At 42.5% G+C, this 16,325-nt stretch carries 16 protein-coding genes; 13 read left to right on the top strand and 3 right to left on the bottom strand.

All coding sequences use genetic code 11. The annotated features are described in order from the left end of the window. Window positions 1-16: 16 nt before the first annotated feature. Window positions 17-2,869 (bottom strand): excinuclease ABC subunit UvrA, encoded by a 2,853-nt coding sequence (gene uvrA, locus H5185_RS01865; protein WP_182741186.1) that lies wholly within the window; start codon window positions 2,867-2,869, stop codon window positions 17-19. Window positions 2,870-3,124: 255 nt separating this feature from the next. Between uvrA and H5185_RS01860 the strand changes: the two genes are divergently transcribed. Both H5185_RS01860 and ssb read left to right on the top strand, forming a co-directional pair. Further along, window positions 3,125-4,492 carry an MFS transporter gene (locus H5185_RS01860; RefSeq protein WP_124015288.1) on the top strand — a complete coding sequence of 456 codons (1,368 nt, stop codon included), beginning with the start codon at window positions 3,125-3,127 and terminating at the stop codon, window positions 4,490-4,492. 65 nt (window positions 4,493-4,557) lie between these two features. Further along, the gene (ssb, locus tag H5185_RS01855) at window positions 4,558-5,268 is read left to right on the top strand and encodes a single-stranded DNA-binding protein (protein WP_124015287.1); all 711 of its coding nucleotides are present in this window, start codon (window positions 4,558-4,560) and stop codon (window positions 5,266-5,268) included. A gap of 113 nt (window positions 5,269-5,381) precedes the next feature. Here ssb and H5185_RS01850 read toward each other — a convergent pair whose 3' ends face one another. Next, entirely contained in the window at window positions 5,382-6,128 is a 747-nt protein-coding gene (locus H5185_RS01850; RefSeq protein WP_182741185.1) for a phosphatase, read from the bottom strand. A gap of 317 nt (window positions 6,129-6,445) precedes the next feature. On the opposite strand from H5185_RS01850, the gene H5185_RS01845 reads away from it, so the two are divergent. The 9 genes from H5185_RS01845 (at window position 6,446) to H5185_RS01805 (ending at window position 12,262) form a co-directional block, all read left to right on the top strand. Further along, complete coding sequence (locus H5185_RS01845) at window positions 6,446-6,664, top strand: DUF6500 family protein (protein WP_124015285.1); 219 nt, start codon at window positions 6,446-6,448, stop codon at window positions 6,662-6,664. Window positions 6,665-6,958: 294 nt separating this feature from the next. After that, window positions 6,959-7,732 carry a VacJ family lipoprotein gene (locus tag H5185_RS01840; protein ID WP_182741184.1) on the top strand — a complete coding sequence of 258 codons (774 nt, stop codon included), beginning with the start codon at window positions 6,959-6,961 and terminating at the stop codon, window positions 7,730-7,732. A gap of 3 nt (window positions 7,733-7,735) precedes the next feature. Then, entirely contained in the window at window positions 7,736-8,137 is a 402-nt protein-coding gene (locus H5185_RS01835; RefSeq protein ID WP_182741183.1) for an ATP-binding protein, read from the top strand. Between the two features lie 6 nt (window positions 8,138-8,143). Beyond that, complete coding sequence (locus H5185_RS01830) at window positions 8,144-8,473, top strand: STAS domain-containing protein (protein ID WP_124015282.1); 330 nt, start codon at window positions 8,144-8,146, stop codon at window positions 8,471-8,473. Continuing rightward, the gene (locus H5185_RS01825) at window positions 8,466-9,263 is read left to right on the top strand and encodes an ABC transporter ATP-binding protein (RefSeq protein WP_182741182.1); all 798 of its coding nucleotides are present in this window, start codon (window positions 8,466-8,468) and stop codon (window positions 9,261-9,263) included. Before H5185_RS01830 ends, H5185_RS01825 begins: the two co-directional genes overlap by 8 nt. Continuing rightward, window positions 9,263-10,057, top strand: a complete 795-nt coding sequence (locus H5185_RS01820; RefSeq protein ID WP_182696872.1) for an ABC transporter permease — start codon at window positions 9,263-9,265, stop codon at window positions 10,055-10,057. Before H5185_RS01825 ends, H5185_RS01820 begins: the two co-directional genes overlap by 1 nt. A 12-nt stretch (window positions 10,058-10,069) precedes the next feature. Continuing rightward, a complete protein-coding gene (gene mlaD / locus H5185_RS01815; RefSeq protein WP_124015279.1) occupies window positions 10,070-10,519 on the top strand; it encodes an outer membrane lipid asymmetry maintenance protein MlaD in 450 nt (149 codons plus the stop codon). Then, window positions 10,519-11,094, top strand: a complete 576-nt coding sequence (locus tag H5185_RS01810; RefSeq protein WP_182723520.1) for a phospholipid-binding protein MlaC — start codon at window positions 10,519-10,521, stop codon at window positions 11,092-11,094. Before mlaD ends, H5185_RS01810 begins: the two co-directional genes overlap by 1 nt. Before the next feature lie 10 nt (window positions 11,095-11,104). Next, window positions 11,105-12,262, top strand: a complete 1,158-nt coding sequence (locus H5185_RS01805) for a PP2C family protein-serine/threonine phosphatase (RefSeq protein ID WP_124015277.1) — start codon at window positions 11,105-11,107, stop codon at window positions 12,260-12,262. A gap of 158 nt (window positions 12,263-12,420) precedes the next feature. Here H5185_RS01805 and hmpA read toward each other — a convergent pair whose 3' ends face one another. Further along, window positions 12,421-13,602, bottom strand: coding sequence for an NO-inducible flavohemoprotein (gene hmpA, locus H5185_RS01800; RefSeq protein ID WP_124015276.1), 1,182 nt, complete (start codon window positions 13,600-13,602; stop codon window positions 12,421-12,423). A gap of 186 nt (window positions 13,603-13,788) precedes the next feature. Between hmpA and norR the strand changes: the two genes are divergently transcribed. After that, on the top strand, window positions 13,789-15,369 hold the full coding sequence (norR, locus tag H5185_RS01795) for a nitric oxide reductase transcriptional regulator NorR (RefSeq protein WP_182696868.1): 1,581 nt from the start codon (window positions 13,789-13,791) through the stop codon (window positions 15,367-15,369). Between the two features lie 150 nt (window positions 15,370-15,519). Continuing rightward, window positions 15,520-16,266 carry a DUF1499 domain-containing protein gene (locus H5185_RS01790; RefSeq protein ID WP_259396144.1) on the top strand — a complete coding sequence of 249 codons (747 nt, stop codon included), beginning with the start codon at window positions 15,520-15,522 and terminating at the stop codon, window positions 16,264-16,266. Window positions 16,267-16,325: the final 59 nt, after the last annotated feature.

Genomic DNA, 16,325 nt, shown 5'->3' with positions numbered 1-16,325 from the left:
TAAGGTGGCGGCTTGGTTATTTCATTTTTGCACGTTGTTTGTGAAGCGCCAACATTGGCTTTAAAAATCTAGCGGTATGCGATTGAGGATGTTCAGCTACATCTTCTGGAGTGCCAGCAGCTAAAATCATGCCGCCGCCAGCGCCACCTTCTGGGCCTAAATCAATAATCCAATCTGCGGTTTTTATCACATCTAAATTATGTTCAATCACTACCACAGTGTTGCCATGAGATTTCAAGCGATGCAGTACATCTAACAATAGTTGAATGTCGGCAAAGTGCAGCCCTGTGGTGGGTTCATCCAAAATATATAAGGTTTTTCCGGTATCGCGTTTAGACAACTCTTTAGCCAGTTTTACTCGCTGAGCTTCACCACCAGACAAGGTCGTTGCACTTTGGCCTAAGCGAATATACGCCAAGCCGACATCGATTAAGGTTTGCAGTTTACGCGCAATAGAGGGGATGGCATCAAAATAGACGCGAGCATCTTCAACGGTCATCTGCAGTACTTCGTGAATGTTTTTGCCTTTGTATTTTACTTCTAAGGTTTCACGGTTATAACGCTTACCTTTACACGAATCGCAAGGCACATAAACATCAGGTAAGAAGTGCATTTCGACTTTAATTAAACCATCACCTTGGCAGGCTTCACAACGACCGCCTTTGACGTTAAACGAGAAGCGCCCCACTTGATAACCCCGGGTACGTGATTCTTGCGTGCCAGCAAACAGCTCACGGATTGGGGTAAAAATACCGGTATAAGTAGCAGGGTTTGAACGCGGTGTGCGACCAATGGGGCTTTGGTCAATATCAACGACTTTGTCACAATGCTCCATGCCTTCAATGCTTCTATAAGGCGCAGGTTCATCGACGGTAGCGCCATTGAGCATCCTATGGGCTATTTTAAAGAAGGTGTCGTTAATCAGTGTCGATTTACCTGAGCCAGATACCCCGGTAATACAGGTAAATAAGCCAACAGGTATGGTTAAATCAACATCTCTTAGGTTATTACCCGATGCGCCAAATAGTTCAATCACTTGTTTTGGGTTCATCGGCGTGCGCTCGTCACTAATGTGAATTTGCTTTTTACCGGAAATATACTGACCCGTGACCGATGCTTCACAGTTAAGAATGTCTTCTAAGGTACCGTCACAAATGACTTCGCCGCCATGCACACCAGCGCCAGGGCCGATATCAATAACATGGTCTGCAAGGCGAATAGCATCTTCGTCGTGTTCAACCACAATGACGGTATTGCCCAAATCACGTAGGTGAATAAGAGTTTGCAGTAAGCGTTCATTATCGCGTTGATGCAAGCCGATTGACGGTTCGTCCAGCACGTACATTACGCCTACTAGCCCGGCACCGATTTGGCTGGCTAAGCGAATGCGTTGTGCTTCGCCACCAGATAAGGTTTCGGCTGATCGCGATAAGCTCAAATAGTTAAGGCCAACATTAACCAAAAAACCTAAACGTTGGCTGATCTCTTTTAATATTTTTTCGGCAATCTGTGCACGTTGCCCTGCAAACTCGACCGTGTCGAAATACTGTTTGGCTTCGCCAATTGACCAAGTGGTGAGCTGCGGTAGATTGAGTTCGCCAATAAACACGTTACGGGCTTCTTCACGTAAGCGCGAACCACTACAGCTGTTACACGGTTGCATATTAATAAATTTAGACAACTCATCGCGCACCGAATTACTTTCGGTTTCGCGGTAGCGGCGATCCATATTATTTAAAATGCCTTCAAACGGATGGTTACGCACCACCACATCACCGCGATCGTTGATGTATTTAAAGGCAATACTTTGTTTGCCTGAACCGTATAGAACAATCTTTTTGATTTTGTCACTCAGCTCGGCATAGGGTTTTTCAACGTCGAACTTATAATGTTCAGCGAGTGAGCTGAGCATTTGAAAATAATAAAAGTTGCGTCTGTCCCAACCTCTAATGGCGCCACCGGCTAAGGATAATTCATCGTTAGCGATCACTCGGTCGGGATCAAAAAACTGCTGTACACCTAAACCGTCACAGGTTTGGCACGCCCCAGCGGGATTGTTAAACGAAAAGATCCGCGGCTCAAGTTCTGCCATCGAATAGCCACAGTGCGGACAGGCAAAGTTAGCCGAAAAAATCAGTTCTTCTTTACTGCTATCTTCCATGCTGGCTATTTTGGCAATACCGCCAGACAGCTCTAATGCGGTTTCAAATGACTCCGCTAAACGCTGTTTCATGTCTTCACGTACTTTGAAGCGGTCAACGACCACTTCAATAGTGTGTTTAATGTGTAAATCTAATGTTGGTGGATCGGTTAAGTCACACACCTCGCCATCAATACGCGCACGGATATATCCCTGTGCTGATAAGCTTTCCAGCAGTTTAACGTGTTCGCCTTTACGGTCATTAACCACAGGCGCGAGCAGCATTTGGCGACTGTCTGCTGGCATGGCCAACACTTTATCTACCATTTGGCTAACCGTTTGCGCCGACAAAGGCTGATTATGTGTTGGACAGCGCGGTTCGCCCACTCGGGCAAACAACAAGCGTAAGTAGTCATAGATTTCGGTAATAGTACCGACCGTTGAACGCGGATTATGTGAAGTGGATTTTTGTTCAATTGAAATGGCGGGGCTTAAGCCTTCAATATGATCGACATCAGGTTTTTCCATTAAGCTCAAGAATTGACGAGCATAGGCTGACAGCGATTCAACATAGCGACGTTGGCCTTCTGCATACAAGGTATCGAAGGCTAATGATGATTTTCCTGAACCGGATAACCCAGTTATCACAATAAGTTTGTCACGGGGAATGGTTAGATTGATATTTTTAAGATTGTGGGTTCGGGCACCGCGTATTTCAATTTTATCCATCGTTTCACTCTATGACTTATGTAAATAAAACAGCGATCAGTATCGCATAGTTTGTTAGCTGACTTCATATCAATTTTGATTAAGTCGATTTTATGGTACGCATCGAACCGCGCTAAAGTTCAGGACTAAAATTTAACATGTACAAATAAAAGACCTTATATACAAAACTGTGATTTCCTTTTGAGCTAATTTATGACGCTGTGATAATATGCGCATCTTATAATATTGTTGAATGACTTATCGAAGGGCAACAGCATGGCCAGTAATGGACTGTCGGGTATGGAGAAAAAGGTCGCATTTTCGTTAGCCAGTGTGTTTGGCTTACGCATGATGGGCTTGTTTATGATTATGCCTGTCTTCGCGCTGTATGGTCAGCATTTAGAAGGTTTCTCGCCGCTTTGGGTTGGTATTGCCATTGGTGCTTACGGATTAACTCAAGCTTTTTTACAGATCCCTATGGGGATTTTGTCCGACAAATACGGACGAAAGCCAATTATTCTTGGTGGTTTAGTCTTGTTTGCCATTGGGAGTTTAATTGCTGCATCGTCTGACCATATTTACGGTGTGGTGTTTGGCCGCGCAGTACAAGGTATGGGCGCCATTGCTGCGGCAGTGCTAGCACTTGCTGCCGACTTAACCCGAGACGAACAACGTACCAAAGTCATGGCCATTATCGGCATGTGCATTGGTTTTTCATTCGCCTTGTCGTTATTAGTTGGACCGATTGTAGCGCAATACATGGGCTTAACTGGGCTATTTTTGTTAACAGCGGTGTTAGCGGTATTGGGGATGTTGATAGTGCAGTTTTTTGTGCCTAATCCTATTCGCCATGCGCCTAAAGGCGATACCGTCGCGACACCGACAAAACTTAAGCGTATGTTGCAAGACCCGCAGCTGTTTCGCTTAGATGCTGGGATTTTTATTCTGCATTTAGTGCTCACCGCTGTGTTTGTAGCATTGCCGCTCGATTTAGTTGATGCCGGCTTAGTGAAAGAAAAACATTGGATGCTATATTTCCCCGCTTTTGTTGGTGCCTTTTTCTTAATGGTGCCATTAATCATTATTGGGGTTAAACGCAACAATACTAAAACCATGTTTCAAATCGCGTTGATCATCATGATGGTATCACTGGCGGCGATGGGGCTTTATGCCAACAACCTCTGGGTGTTAAGTGGCGCCGTGGTATTATTTTTTACCGGTTTTAATTACCTCGAAGCATCATTACCGAGTTTAATTGCTAAGTTTTGTCCTGTCGGCGATAAAGGGTCGGCTATGGGCGTGTATTCAACCAGCCAGTTTTTAGGTGCATTCTGTGGCGGCATGTTAGGCGGCGGAGCCTATCAACTTGTGGGCGCTTCTGGGGTATTTTTTGTCGCATTAGGGCTAATGTGCGTGTGGTTATTGTTAACCATAGGCATGCAAAAACCTGTGTTATTGAAAAGCTATACGCTTGAAGCAACAGTAAAGGATAAATCCGACGCACAAAATATGGCCAGTAGTTTGTCGCAGCTAATCGGTGTTGTCGAGGCCATAGTCGTGCTTGAAGATAAAGTGGCTTATTTAAAGGTCGATGATAAATTCAATTTAAGCGAAGCGCGAGCTGTGTTAGGCTCTGTGAATTAGATCGTGTTGATCGTACAGCTTAGTATTCAGATAAAGTAAACAGATAAAAATCTCAGGAGATTTCGATGGCCAGTCGTGGTGTGAATAAAGTAATTTTGGTAGGTAACTTAGGTAAAGATCCTGAGGTTCGTTACATGCCAAACGGCAACGCCGTAGCCAACTTTACTATAGCGACAAGTGAGTCGTGGAAAGACCAGCAAGGTCAAATGCAAGAACGTACTGAGTGGCATAACATTGTGATGTATCGCCGTCTTGCAGAAATTGCTGGCGAGTACTTAAAAAAAGGTTCTAAAGTTTATTTAGAAGGCAAATTGCAAACCAGCAAGTGGCAAGATCAGGCTACCGGTCAAGACCGTTACAAGACTGAAATTAACGCCATGGAAATGCAAATGTTAGACAGCCGCAACTCTGGTGATAACAGCGGTGGTGGTCAATATCAGGGACAAGGTCAAAGCTCGGGACAAAACATGGGACAACAACAGTCTCGTCCTGCACCGGCTCCTCAAGCTCGTCCGCCACAGGCACAATACAATCAAGCTGCACCTGCTACAGGTAATGCAGCTTACCAAGCTCAGCCAAATGCCGGTCAGCAAGGCGGTTATCAGCAACAGGCTGCGCCAGCACAACAAGCTGCACCAGCTTACGCACCAAAGCCTGCGGCACCACAGGGTAATTTCCAACCACAAAATGCCCCTGCACAGCGTCCAGCTCCACAGCCACAGCAAAATTTTACCCCAGATTTAGATGAAGGTTGGGATGACGATATCCCGTTCTAGGACACATGATTTATCGTGTTAACTAAACCTTTAAGGCCTGCTTTTGCAGGCCTTTTTATGTCAGATAACTAAGATAAATGCGCCTGTCACAGTGCCGTTTGGGATAGGATCTGCTAGTCGATTAAAGCAGAGTATTCGTCAAGTGACTTATGACCTCTAGCCGTCAGAAAGCTCAACAACGCTTCAGGGCTTCGGTTTAGTAAGCGTTCAATTGGAAACGCGACTGTTTCAATGACCTCAACAGCTTTTTCAAACTCGCCTAAGCTAAACGCGACATGAGAATCAGAGCCCATAACCAGCAGTCCACCGGCTTCTTTTACGGCATTAGCAATTTCAATACAATTTGGTGCACTGCCTTTTCTAGAGGCTAAAAAAGAGGAGTTATTTATCTCTAGTGCCACGTTATATTTTGCTGCGGCCGCGGCAACACGCTGAATATCGATGGGATACGCGGGATTGCCAGGATGAGTAATTATGTCGACATTACCGCTTGCAATCGCATTGATTAGCGCCGTGGTGTGAGCCTCTTTGGTTGATGGCGGAAAAACGGGTTCATGAAAACCTGCCAATACAATATCGAGTTCTTTTAAATAATCGCCAAAAAAGTCAATTTCGCCATGCTCATTTTTGATATTAGCTTCAATGCCGCGCAGTACACCAATGCCATCAACAATTCGAGGTAACACTTTCATATTCACAAAGTGCCAAAAATGGGGAGCGTCAGCCATATCTGGACCATGATCGGTAATGGCGAATAACTTAAGCCCTTTGGTTTTCGCAACAGACAGGTAATCGTATAAGGTACTATAGGCGTGAGACGACGCTATAGTATGAGCGTGAGTATCAACAAGGAATTTCATGGCGAGTCTCATTGTCCAAATTAAAGAATGTAGACATTCAGTCTACTCCGTTACGTGACTGTTCTCTATGATCACTCCAGCTAAAATAGTAAACCCTCTCATTAAATGAAACGTTATATTAATACTTCGACGACAAGTATAACGATGATTTAACAGTTTATTTATTGTTTAGCGTAGATTACTTTTTTAGCATAGTACTGTTGATTATTGTATTGGTTACTCTTAGGCGATGTGCTAAACATAGCAGTATGTGTGTATCAGATATTAATAAGATATAGGCTATTTTTAGTCAGTTAATTTTAAGTGAAGAGGACATAATGAGAGCCGAACTAAGAGCAAAAATCATCGAAGTGTGTGATAAGAAAATGGCCTTGAAAGGCGATAACGTCGGTTTGTCATTTTATGCTTTCTTTGCCAATAAAAATGATAATCCGGCACTATTGATGGAAGCGGCAACATGGTGGATTGAAACCCATCAATTAGATCATTTTGTCAAAGCCCATAAAATTAAACACATGGTGAATAATGGCTTGTAATCATCTGCAGCACTTATACGCTATGGGTCATCATTAATTCAATAAGCCATCTCGATAGTAAGCCTACTGATGCCTTGATTGATGAACGGTTACATATTGTGAAGTCAATGATCGAATAAATTATTTTTGAACGATCAATCAAATTGTATTTATCGTTTGCATGGTTTTAATGTTATATTTTCAATCTTGAGCACAATTAGCTGATCTAAATATAATGCTCACTACCAATATAGTTAGCAGATTTTTTCAATTTAAAAGCTGGAGTTATGAGTGGAAGTGATGGGGCGATTAGTTGTGATTATAGGCACTTTACTCTTGTTAAGTGGGTGTGCTAGTACCTCAACACCGGGCGATCCGTTCGAAGCGGTTAATCGAAAAAGCTGGGATTTTAATTACCAGGTTATGGATAAATATGCGTTAAAACCAGCAGCCCAAGGCTATGAAAACATTCCTCAGCCTATCCGACAAGGGGTGACTAACCTTTTATCAAATCTCAGTGAACCGCTTTACGCATTAAATAACCTCTTGCAATGGAAAGTGACTGACAGTGGCAGCAGCGTGTTACGTTTTGTCGTCAACACAACAATCGGCTTAGTCGGTATTTTTGATCCTGCTACAGACATGGGACTGGCTAAAAAAGAAGAAACATTCGCACAAACCTTTGGTGTTTGGGGGATAGGTAATGGACCATTCATTATGTGGCCTGTTTATGGGGCCAGCACGGCACGTAATACCGTCGGTGATTTTGTTGATATTTTTGTCTATCCCTTGTCTATTCTGACATTTGAGCAAAGAGCGGGGAAATTTGTGCTTGAAGGGTTAGACAGTAGGATTGAATTTCAGCAATATGAACCTATCTTAGATAAGTCATTAGATCCTTATGGCTATGTTAAAGATGTCTATCTACAGCGAGACGCGCACTTAGTCAGTGACGGAAAAGTAGATGAGGCTGATACAGAAGAATTTGATCTAGAGTTCGATGACGAACTATTAGATGATGAGCTATTAGATGAAGCTCCAGTAGATAAAAAAATAGGCGATCAAACTGATATAAAAAATACGGACTAGCCCATGTCAAACATCAAAACGTTTTCATCTTGTACAAGTGAATTAAAAAATATTCGCCAATTTGTGGAACATGCTTGCCAAGACTTTCCCTTTCGCGGAGATAAAGTTAATGAAATCGTATTGGCCGTTGATGAGGCTTGCGCCAATGTGATTCGCCATGGTTACCACATGTCGAAAAAAGGCTGTTTAGAGATAGAGATCAGCAGTGACCATGAACATGCGCGATTTGTGATTAAAGATGTGTGTTCGCAGATTACTGATAAACAATTAATACCGCCAGAAAACAATTTATGTGAACCGGGTGGCCTAGGCCTTTGCTTGATCCATTATGTGGCAGAAACCGTAAGATTGCTCCCACATAAAGGTAAAGGTAATTGGTTAGAATTGACGGTTAAATTTGAGTGATATGAAATGAATATTGAAATTGAGCAACAAAATAATTATCAAGTCGTTAAGCTTTATGGTGAAGTCGATCTGAGCAATTCACGCAGCATTAAACTCGACATCATCAAATTAATTAAGAGTAAAAATAACGTTATTGTCGATTTTACCCATCTGCAATATATCGATAGCTCAGGTATGGCGTCATTAGTTGAGGCGTTTAATGAGGCAAAAGAAAACCATACTGAGTTTCATATTGTTGGTGCTAATGGTTCGCCGCTTCAAGTATTGCAATTAACCCGCTTAAACACAGTGTTTAACTTAGCGGATTCAGTAGGTGCTGTAACTCACAATGGTTAAGCCTATTATTACCGTAGAGCATTTGTTTGCCCAGTATGGTGACACCCAAGTACTTAAGGATGTCAATTTAGAGGTCAACCCCGGAGAGATTCTGGTGGTGATGGGCGGTTCAGGCTCAGGTAAAAGTACTTTACTCAATCACATACTTGGGCTTAAAACACCGGTTTCTGGCACTATCACGATTGATGGTGTGAATATTTTTACGGCTAAAAGTAAGCAATTACGTCATTTACGTCAAAAAATGGGTGTTGCTTTTCAAGGTGGCGCACTGCTGAGCTCGTTGACTGTGGCCGATAATGTCAGGTTACCCTTAGAGCAGAATACTTCTTTAGACACCCAAACTATCGATATTATGGTGCGGATGAAGCTTGAACTCATGAATATGGCCGGCACTGGTCATATGATGCCCTCTGAATTATCGGGTGGCATGTTAAAGCGTGCCGGCTTAGCTAGAGCGGTTATCATGGACCCTAAGTTACTGTTTTTTGATGAACCGTCGGCAGGACTAGATCCGACTACCGCAGTAGAGTTGGATGAGCTTATTTTAACCTTAAGAGATGCCATGAACATGACCATAGTGGTGGTGACTCATGAGCTTGAAAGTGTGTTTAAAATTGCCGATCGTGTGGTGGTATTGTTTAACGGCGAAGTCGTGGCAAATGGCACGGTTGACGAGATTAAAAATTCGCCAGATGAACGTATTCAAAATATGATTAACCGCCAACCTAATACTTACCGAGACGATGGCGAGGTTTACTTCAATCGACTGTTAGATAAGGACAACATTTAATGACCGCCTTATTTAATGCGATCAGTAACCTGGGCGCCGCAACACGAAAAAATATCGACAGTTTAGGCCTAGCGACAATGTTTTTACTGCGCATTGTCAGCAGCCTATTTACTGGGCTGGTGTCATTTAAACAAGTGCTCAAGCAAATATACTTTATCGGTAATCGGTCTTTAATCGTCATTATTGTCGCAGCATTATTTACTGGCATGGTGGTGGCGCTGCAATTTTACGACACCTTAGTGCGCTTTGGATCGGTGGATTTGTTGGGTTCGGCAGTGGCCTTGAGTTTGATTAAAGAACTGGGCCCGGTAATGACTGCATTGATGCTGATTGCGCGAGTAGGCTCTGCTACCTGCTCTGAAATTGGTATTATGCGCAATGAGCAGCAGTTTGATGCGCTTGATTGCATGGCGATTAACAGCTATCGCTATGTAATGTTGCCACGTTTACTTGCTGCGTTAATTTGTGTGCCTATTCTAACGGCAGTGTTCGACCTGGTTGGGATAAGCGGTGGTTATATCGTTGGCGTTCACATCCAAGGCGAAAACCCTGGTGCATATATTCAAGGTGTGCTGGATACGATTAGCTTTAAAGATGTGCTGGTTGGTCAAATAAAGTCGTTGGTATTTGGTTTATTTATTATGTGGATACCCTTGTATTACGGCTTTTACTTACACCTGAATCAAAAAAATATGGGCGCTGAAGGCGTCAGTAATGGCACCACTCAGGCAGTGGTAATGAGTGCAATTATTATGCTATTTAGTGACTACATCGTTAGCTCATTAGCGCTATAACTCGAGGTAACAATGAAAAACAATTACGTCAATTTTCTCGTCGGCCTGTTTGTGCTGTGCGGGATTGGAGCCTTGGTATTTATGTCTGTTACCATTGGCGGGGCATCTATTTCTAATAGCGGTCAATATACCTTAGTCGCTAAATTTGAAAACTCTTCAGGTTTAAAAGAGGGGGCTTTTGTTGAAATGTCCGGTGTAAGGGTTGGATTAATTAAATCGATTAAGTACGACCCTAAAGCGTATGAATCTGTGGTTACAGTGTCATTAGACAACAGCATTACCGTGCCAGATGATTCCGTCGCGTCTATTCGTACATCTGGGATTATCGGTGACAGGTTTCTTAAAATATCCAGCGGTGGATCAGACATCAATATGGAAGATGGTGATGAGTTTATTGATACAGAGTCATCAATTAGCATCGAAGAATTAGTTAGTAAATATATGTTTAGTCAGGATAAATAATGAAATCGATAATAGCTTTAATCATAATGTTAGTGATGTCGTCTGTAGCTTTAGCAGCACAAGGACCGACAGATCGGGTTAAATTGGGTGTGTCAGATATCATTAGTATTGCTTCTGATAGTGCTTTGTCGGTTGAACAAAAAAAACAATCGCTCAGTGATGTGATTGAAAAGCATGTGGATATTCAAGCGTCTGCGCAACGCGTATTAGGTAAGTATTGGAGAGAAGCCAGCGACAGCGAAAAGCGTCAATTTATGGTGTTGTTAAAAGGCGTGCTAGTCGATACTTATATTGTATTGTTAGAAAAATATGATAATGAAACTGTTGCTTACACTGGCGAGACCATCAAGAAAAAAGTCTATGCAACGGTAGATACCGACATACATACCAAAGACAATATCATTCCAGTTTCTTACCAGCTTTATCAGCGCAATGATGAATGGAAAATTTACGATTTTGTAGCGGAAGGTTTATCAATGATCCGTACCTTTAGTAAAGACTATCAAAGTACCTTAAAGAAAAGTGGTGTTTCTGGTTTAAATGAAGCCCTTGCTGCTAAATTAGCCCAAAAGTAAGGTCTTCCCTTTGAGTATAGACAGAGCATTAGCTAATAATATCATTGATGAAACCTTGTGGTTTAAAACCACCTTGGCGCTCACGTTAACTGAGTTTAATTATTACCTCATTAAGAAAAATGGCCAAATTAGCTGTAATTTTTCATCCTTGTGTGATCAACATTACACTAACCTGTATAAACAGTTTCAAGCATTGTCGTTACAGCACAGTACCATTGAGATATTGCCATTAAATGATGATGGCAAGACGTCTTGGGCACTGCCTTTTGGTAAAGATTCGAGCTTATTTGACTGTATCATTTTGCTCGATTTGCCTGCCAATGTAGAGTCGCATCATGTTAGTTCATTGTATTTCAAGCTTTTATACCAGCTAAAAAGTTTTCAATTCTCTGAAGCATCTTCACAGCTCAATGCCGCTCAAGTATGGATCCGCGATGAGATAGAAGAGATTACCCGCTTACAACAGCTGATGTTGCCAGACAAAGGTATTGAACTCAGCTCCGTTAAAATGGCCTACACCTACAAAGCAATGAAAGGCGCCGGTGGCGATTATTTAGATATTGTCGATCTCGGTAAAAGTCGTCCTGACATTCAAGGTGATATAGGAATGATTATTGCCGACGTATCGGGGCATGGCCCAGCCGCTGCCGTAGAGACGGCAATGATAGATGCGATTTTACGCACCTTTGAGCCGAAGAACTTATCCAGTAGCTCTTCAGAAGTACTCAATTATATCAATCAACACTTTTTCACTAAAAAGCCCCGCGGCAGTTTTTTAACTGCCACAGTGCTTCGTTATAATTGTAAAGACAAAGAACTCATTTATGCCAATGCTGGCCATCCGCATGCGTACTTGAAAAAAGCCAATCGACTGGTTGCTCTAGATCAGGGCGGGATACCGATAGGTGTACTGCGTGAGCAAAATTGGGATACCTACAGGGTTAGCGTGGATGTTGGTGATATTTTGTTTGTTTATACTGATGTTGTCATCGAAACTCAAAATGCCCAAAAAGAGCTATTTGGCTTTGATCGCTTAGAAAAAGCCATTAGTGCCGCCCCCGATGAACCCGAAGCTATGCTGGAGTATCTTGAACAGCAAATGAAACTATTTTGCGGTTTTTCAGAGTTTCAGGATGACTTAACCATGTGTGCTATCCAGTTTATTTAAGTTAATAGAGTATTTAATCATTGAGAAGATGAAGATTGGGATGACGATATCCCGTTTTAGGACATCTCCAGCCATAGGTTTAATCGTTTTTTATCAATAACTAAAAAGCCCTGAGTTAACGCTCAGGGCTTTTTCTATCTTACGGGTTTGTTGGGTGATTAAGCGCTTAATGCTTCAGTTGGGCCAAAGAATTCATAATGAATTTGGTTTTCTGGTATACCTAAGCTGGTGGCGATAGCTAATGCTGCTTTCATAAAGCCAGTAGGGCCAAGTAGGTAAAATTCTACATCGCGGTCTACAGGCAGTTGCTCCGCAATCAATGATGCATCGATGAAGCCTGTCGCATGAGGTTGGCAATATTGTCCTGGTTGGCTGTAAACATACAACGGCTTGATGTGGTCATGGGTTAAGGCAAGTTGATCAACATGGTGTTTAAACGCATGAACATCACTATTAAGAGCCGCATGAATAAAGCGAATATCACGGCCTGAACCAGCTTCAGTATTGAGCATACTAATTGCAGGCGTAATGCCCACACCGCCGGTGAGTAAAATTAATGGTTTGGTATTTTTGCGTAAAGTAAAATCGCCACTGGGGGCACGCAATTTCACTTTATCACCTAACTGAATGTGGTTATGTAAGTGATTTGATACCACACCATTAGGTTCACGCTTGACGCTAATTCTTAAGTAATCTTTGCCTGCCGCGTCAGATAAACTGTAGTTACGACGCATTGATACGCCATCGATATCATCAAATACTAAGGTTAGAAATTGACCGGCTTCAAAGCTTGGCAAACTTTTATCATCAAATGGTTGAAAGTAGAATGAGGTAATTACTGAACTTTCATCTACACGTTTGACTACAATAAACTCACGCTCGCCGCGCCAGCCACCAGTTTTCTGTTCGTTCTGTGTGTAAATTGACTCTTCAGCCGCAATTAATATGTTGGCTAACTGACCGTAAGCTTTGGCCCAAGCATCAATTACTTCGTCTGTTGCAGCATCGCCGAGTACGGCTTTAATGGCCTGTAATAAACAGCTGCCAACCGCATCATATTGATGCGGCAATATACCTAGTGCGGTATGCTTTTGGACAATTTTACTGACCGCAGCGCTTAAATTACCTAGCTCATCAATATTGGCACCATAAGCAATCACAGCGTTAGCCAGTGCTTTAGGTTGAGTGCCTTTAGCTTGGTTAGTTTGATTGAAATAAGGCAATACTTCAGGATGCTGGGCAAACAGTAATGGATAGAAATGGCTGGTAATGTCATTGGCGTAAAGTTGTAAAGCGGGGACAGTGGCCTTAATAATTTGAACAGTTGCAGTGTCTAACATTCATGATTCCTTTTTGGGGAGTAAATAGCGATAAGCTTCAATCAATTACCTTGTATACCTAGACATTACACAGAACGTGCCAATATTTATCACACTGATTTTAAACATATAAATTTAATAAAGGTTAAATTGACCTAGATCGATAAGTGTGTCAAATTAACCTAAATTAGGTTTATTTGACTTATTATGAATATTGTTCCCTTTATCGACATTGTAGAAGACTTAAATCGTGACTTGATAAAATCGGAGCGTTACTTGCGGCTGATTTTAGCGATTCAACGCGCTATTCCGTGCGATGTTGTAGCCTTACTGAAGCTTAAACAAGATCATTTGGTGCCTGTAGCTGTGGTGGGCTTAAAGCAAGAAGCGTTAGCGCGACAATTTTCGATTAACCACCATCCACGCTTGCAGCAAATTTTAGCTAACCCACACGTTACCCGCTTCGATGCCGACTCAACACTGCCCGATCCCTATGACGGTTTAGTCGATGATGGCAGTGAACAATTGCACGTGCATGACTGCATGGGTAGCACCATTTATATCGATGGTAAAGCCTGGGGCGTTTTAACCTTAGACGCTATGCAAGCAGGTAGTTTTGATTCGCTTAATCCAACCGAAACCCGTGCTTATATTGCTGCTGTGGCCGCTGCGATTAGTACCAGTGAACATATTGAAGCGTTAGAAATTCAAGTTGAACGTAATCATCAAGTGGCACAGTGCATGTTAGCGACTGCAGGGCCGTCGAGCATTATTGGTAACAGTGGCGCAATTACGGATTTATTGTCAGAGATAAATACTGTTGCCGCCAGCGATCTATCGGTATTAATTACCGGGGAAACTGGTGTGGGTAAAGAGTTGGTTGCCAAAAGCATTCATCAACAATCACGTCGTAGCGAGCAACCGTTAGTGCAAATTAACTGTGCAGCACTGCCAGAAAGCATCGTTGAAAGTGAACTCTTTGGTCATGTAAAAGGTGCCTATTCTGGTGCGGTAAGCGATCGTCGGGGCCGCTTTGAGCTTGCCGATGGCGGCACATTATTTTTAGATGAAGTGGGTGAATTACCGTTAGCTGTACAAGCTAAGTTATTGCGTGCATTGCAAAATGGTGAAATTCAGCGTGTTGGTAGCGACAATATTATTGTGGTGGATGTCAGAATTATTGCTGCAACTAATCGTAATTTGCAGCTAGAAGTTAAAGAAGGTAGGTTTAGAGCTGACTTGTATCATCGTTTAAGTGTTTATCCACTGCCTGTGCCAGCATTACGAGATCGCGGTAAAGACGTTATTTTATTGGCAGGCTATTTTTTAGAAAAAAGCCAACATCAACTTGGGGTCGCGAAACTGAGGTTGCAACAAAGCGCGATTAATCAATTAGCCCAATATCATTGGCCTGGCAATGTGCGTGAGTTAGAGCACTTGCTTAGTCGCGCTGCCTTAAGGGCCATTAGTGAACAAGGTCGTCATGCTAGTATTATTAGTATTAGCCCTGTGCATCTGGGGTCAGAGTTTATGGCGAGTCATTCTGAAGCACCACAGCAAACCGCGATGGAGAATCAATCCACCAATGATTCAACGGCTAGGTTATCCCAAGTGATAACCCAAGGACTGCGTGATGCCACCGATGAGTATCAGCGGCAAGTCATACAAACAGTATTTGTGACTGAGCGAGGTAACTTAGCTGCAGTTGCAAGGTCCTTAAAGCTAGATAGAAGTAATTTAATTCGTACCATGCGTCGTTTAGCGCTTGATCCTAATACGGGTGAGTAAAGCGAAACAACACTGGTTAAGTCAGTAAACGGTTCGAGCTTATCTTATTGAGTCAGAATATTTTTTTGTTGTTTGAGAAATTTATTAGCACAAATTCAGGTCAATGTAAGTTGAGTGAGATAAATTAGGATTACCTAAAGGATGAATGTGATGCAAAAAAGCAGTTTAAGTAATATTGCGTTAGTGGTGGCATTGGTTGCAGTAGCTCTTGCCGTATTAATGGTATTTGGATCGACAATAGGATTATGGGATCCCATAGTCGGCTTCATGGCCAGCCGTAATTACAATAACTTGCTGGGATATGTTGTCGTCGTGATTGGGTTAGTGGCATTAATTACCAGCTTTACCATTAAGCAAAACAGTCGTGCTAAGGGTAAAGGGCTTATCAATTCGACCATAGCGTTAGTGCTTGGATTAGGCATATTGGCGCCGAGTATTGTGGCATTGGTTATTGAGCCAGTTAAATACCCACCTATTCACGATATAACCACTAATACCCAATCGCCACCGCAATTCGAATTTTTAACTGACAGCCGTGAAGGCGCTAAAAACAGCTTAGTTTATGGTGGCCCCGAAATCGCTGCGCAGCAACTGCAAGCTTTTCCTAATATTAACCCTATAGTGTCAGACTTAACCCCTGATGCGGCTTATCAAAAGGCACTTATGGTTGCTGAGTCAATGGGTTGGACTATTGTCGCTCAAGACCCAAAGGCACGTCGTTTTGAAAGTACCTCAAGAACCCCATTTTTTAACTTCGCAGACGATATTGTTGTGGTCGTATCTGTATTAGAGCAGGGTAGCCGTATTGATTTGCGCAGTGTATCGCGGGTTGGAATCGGCGATCGCGGTGTCAATGCACAACGCATTCAAGAATTTAGCCTGCGGTTTGCTGAATAAATTAAGTCGCAGGTTTTAACAAGTAAAAGGAGCATAGAATGCTCCTTTTTACTTGTTAG

The sequence above is a fragment of the Shewanella sp. SG44-6 genome (assembly GCF_014164185.1).
Lineage (GTDB): Bacteria > Pseudomonadota > Gammaproteobacteria > Enterobacterales > Shewanellaceae > Shewanella > Shewanella vesiculosa.
Note: the sequence above shows the minus strand (reverse complement) of the source record. Positions and strands in the feature narration are given on the sequence as shown.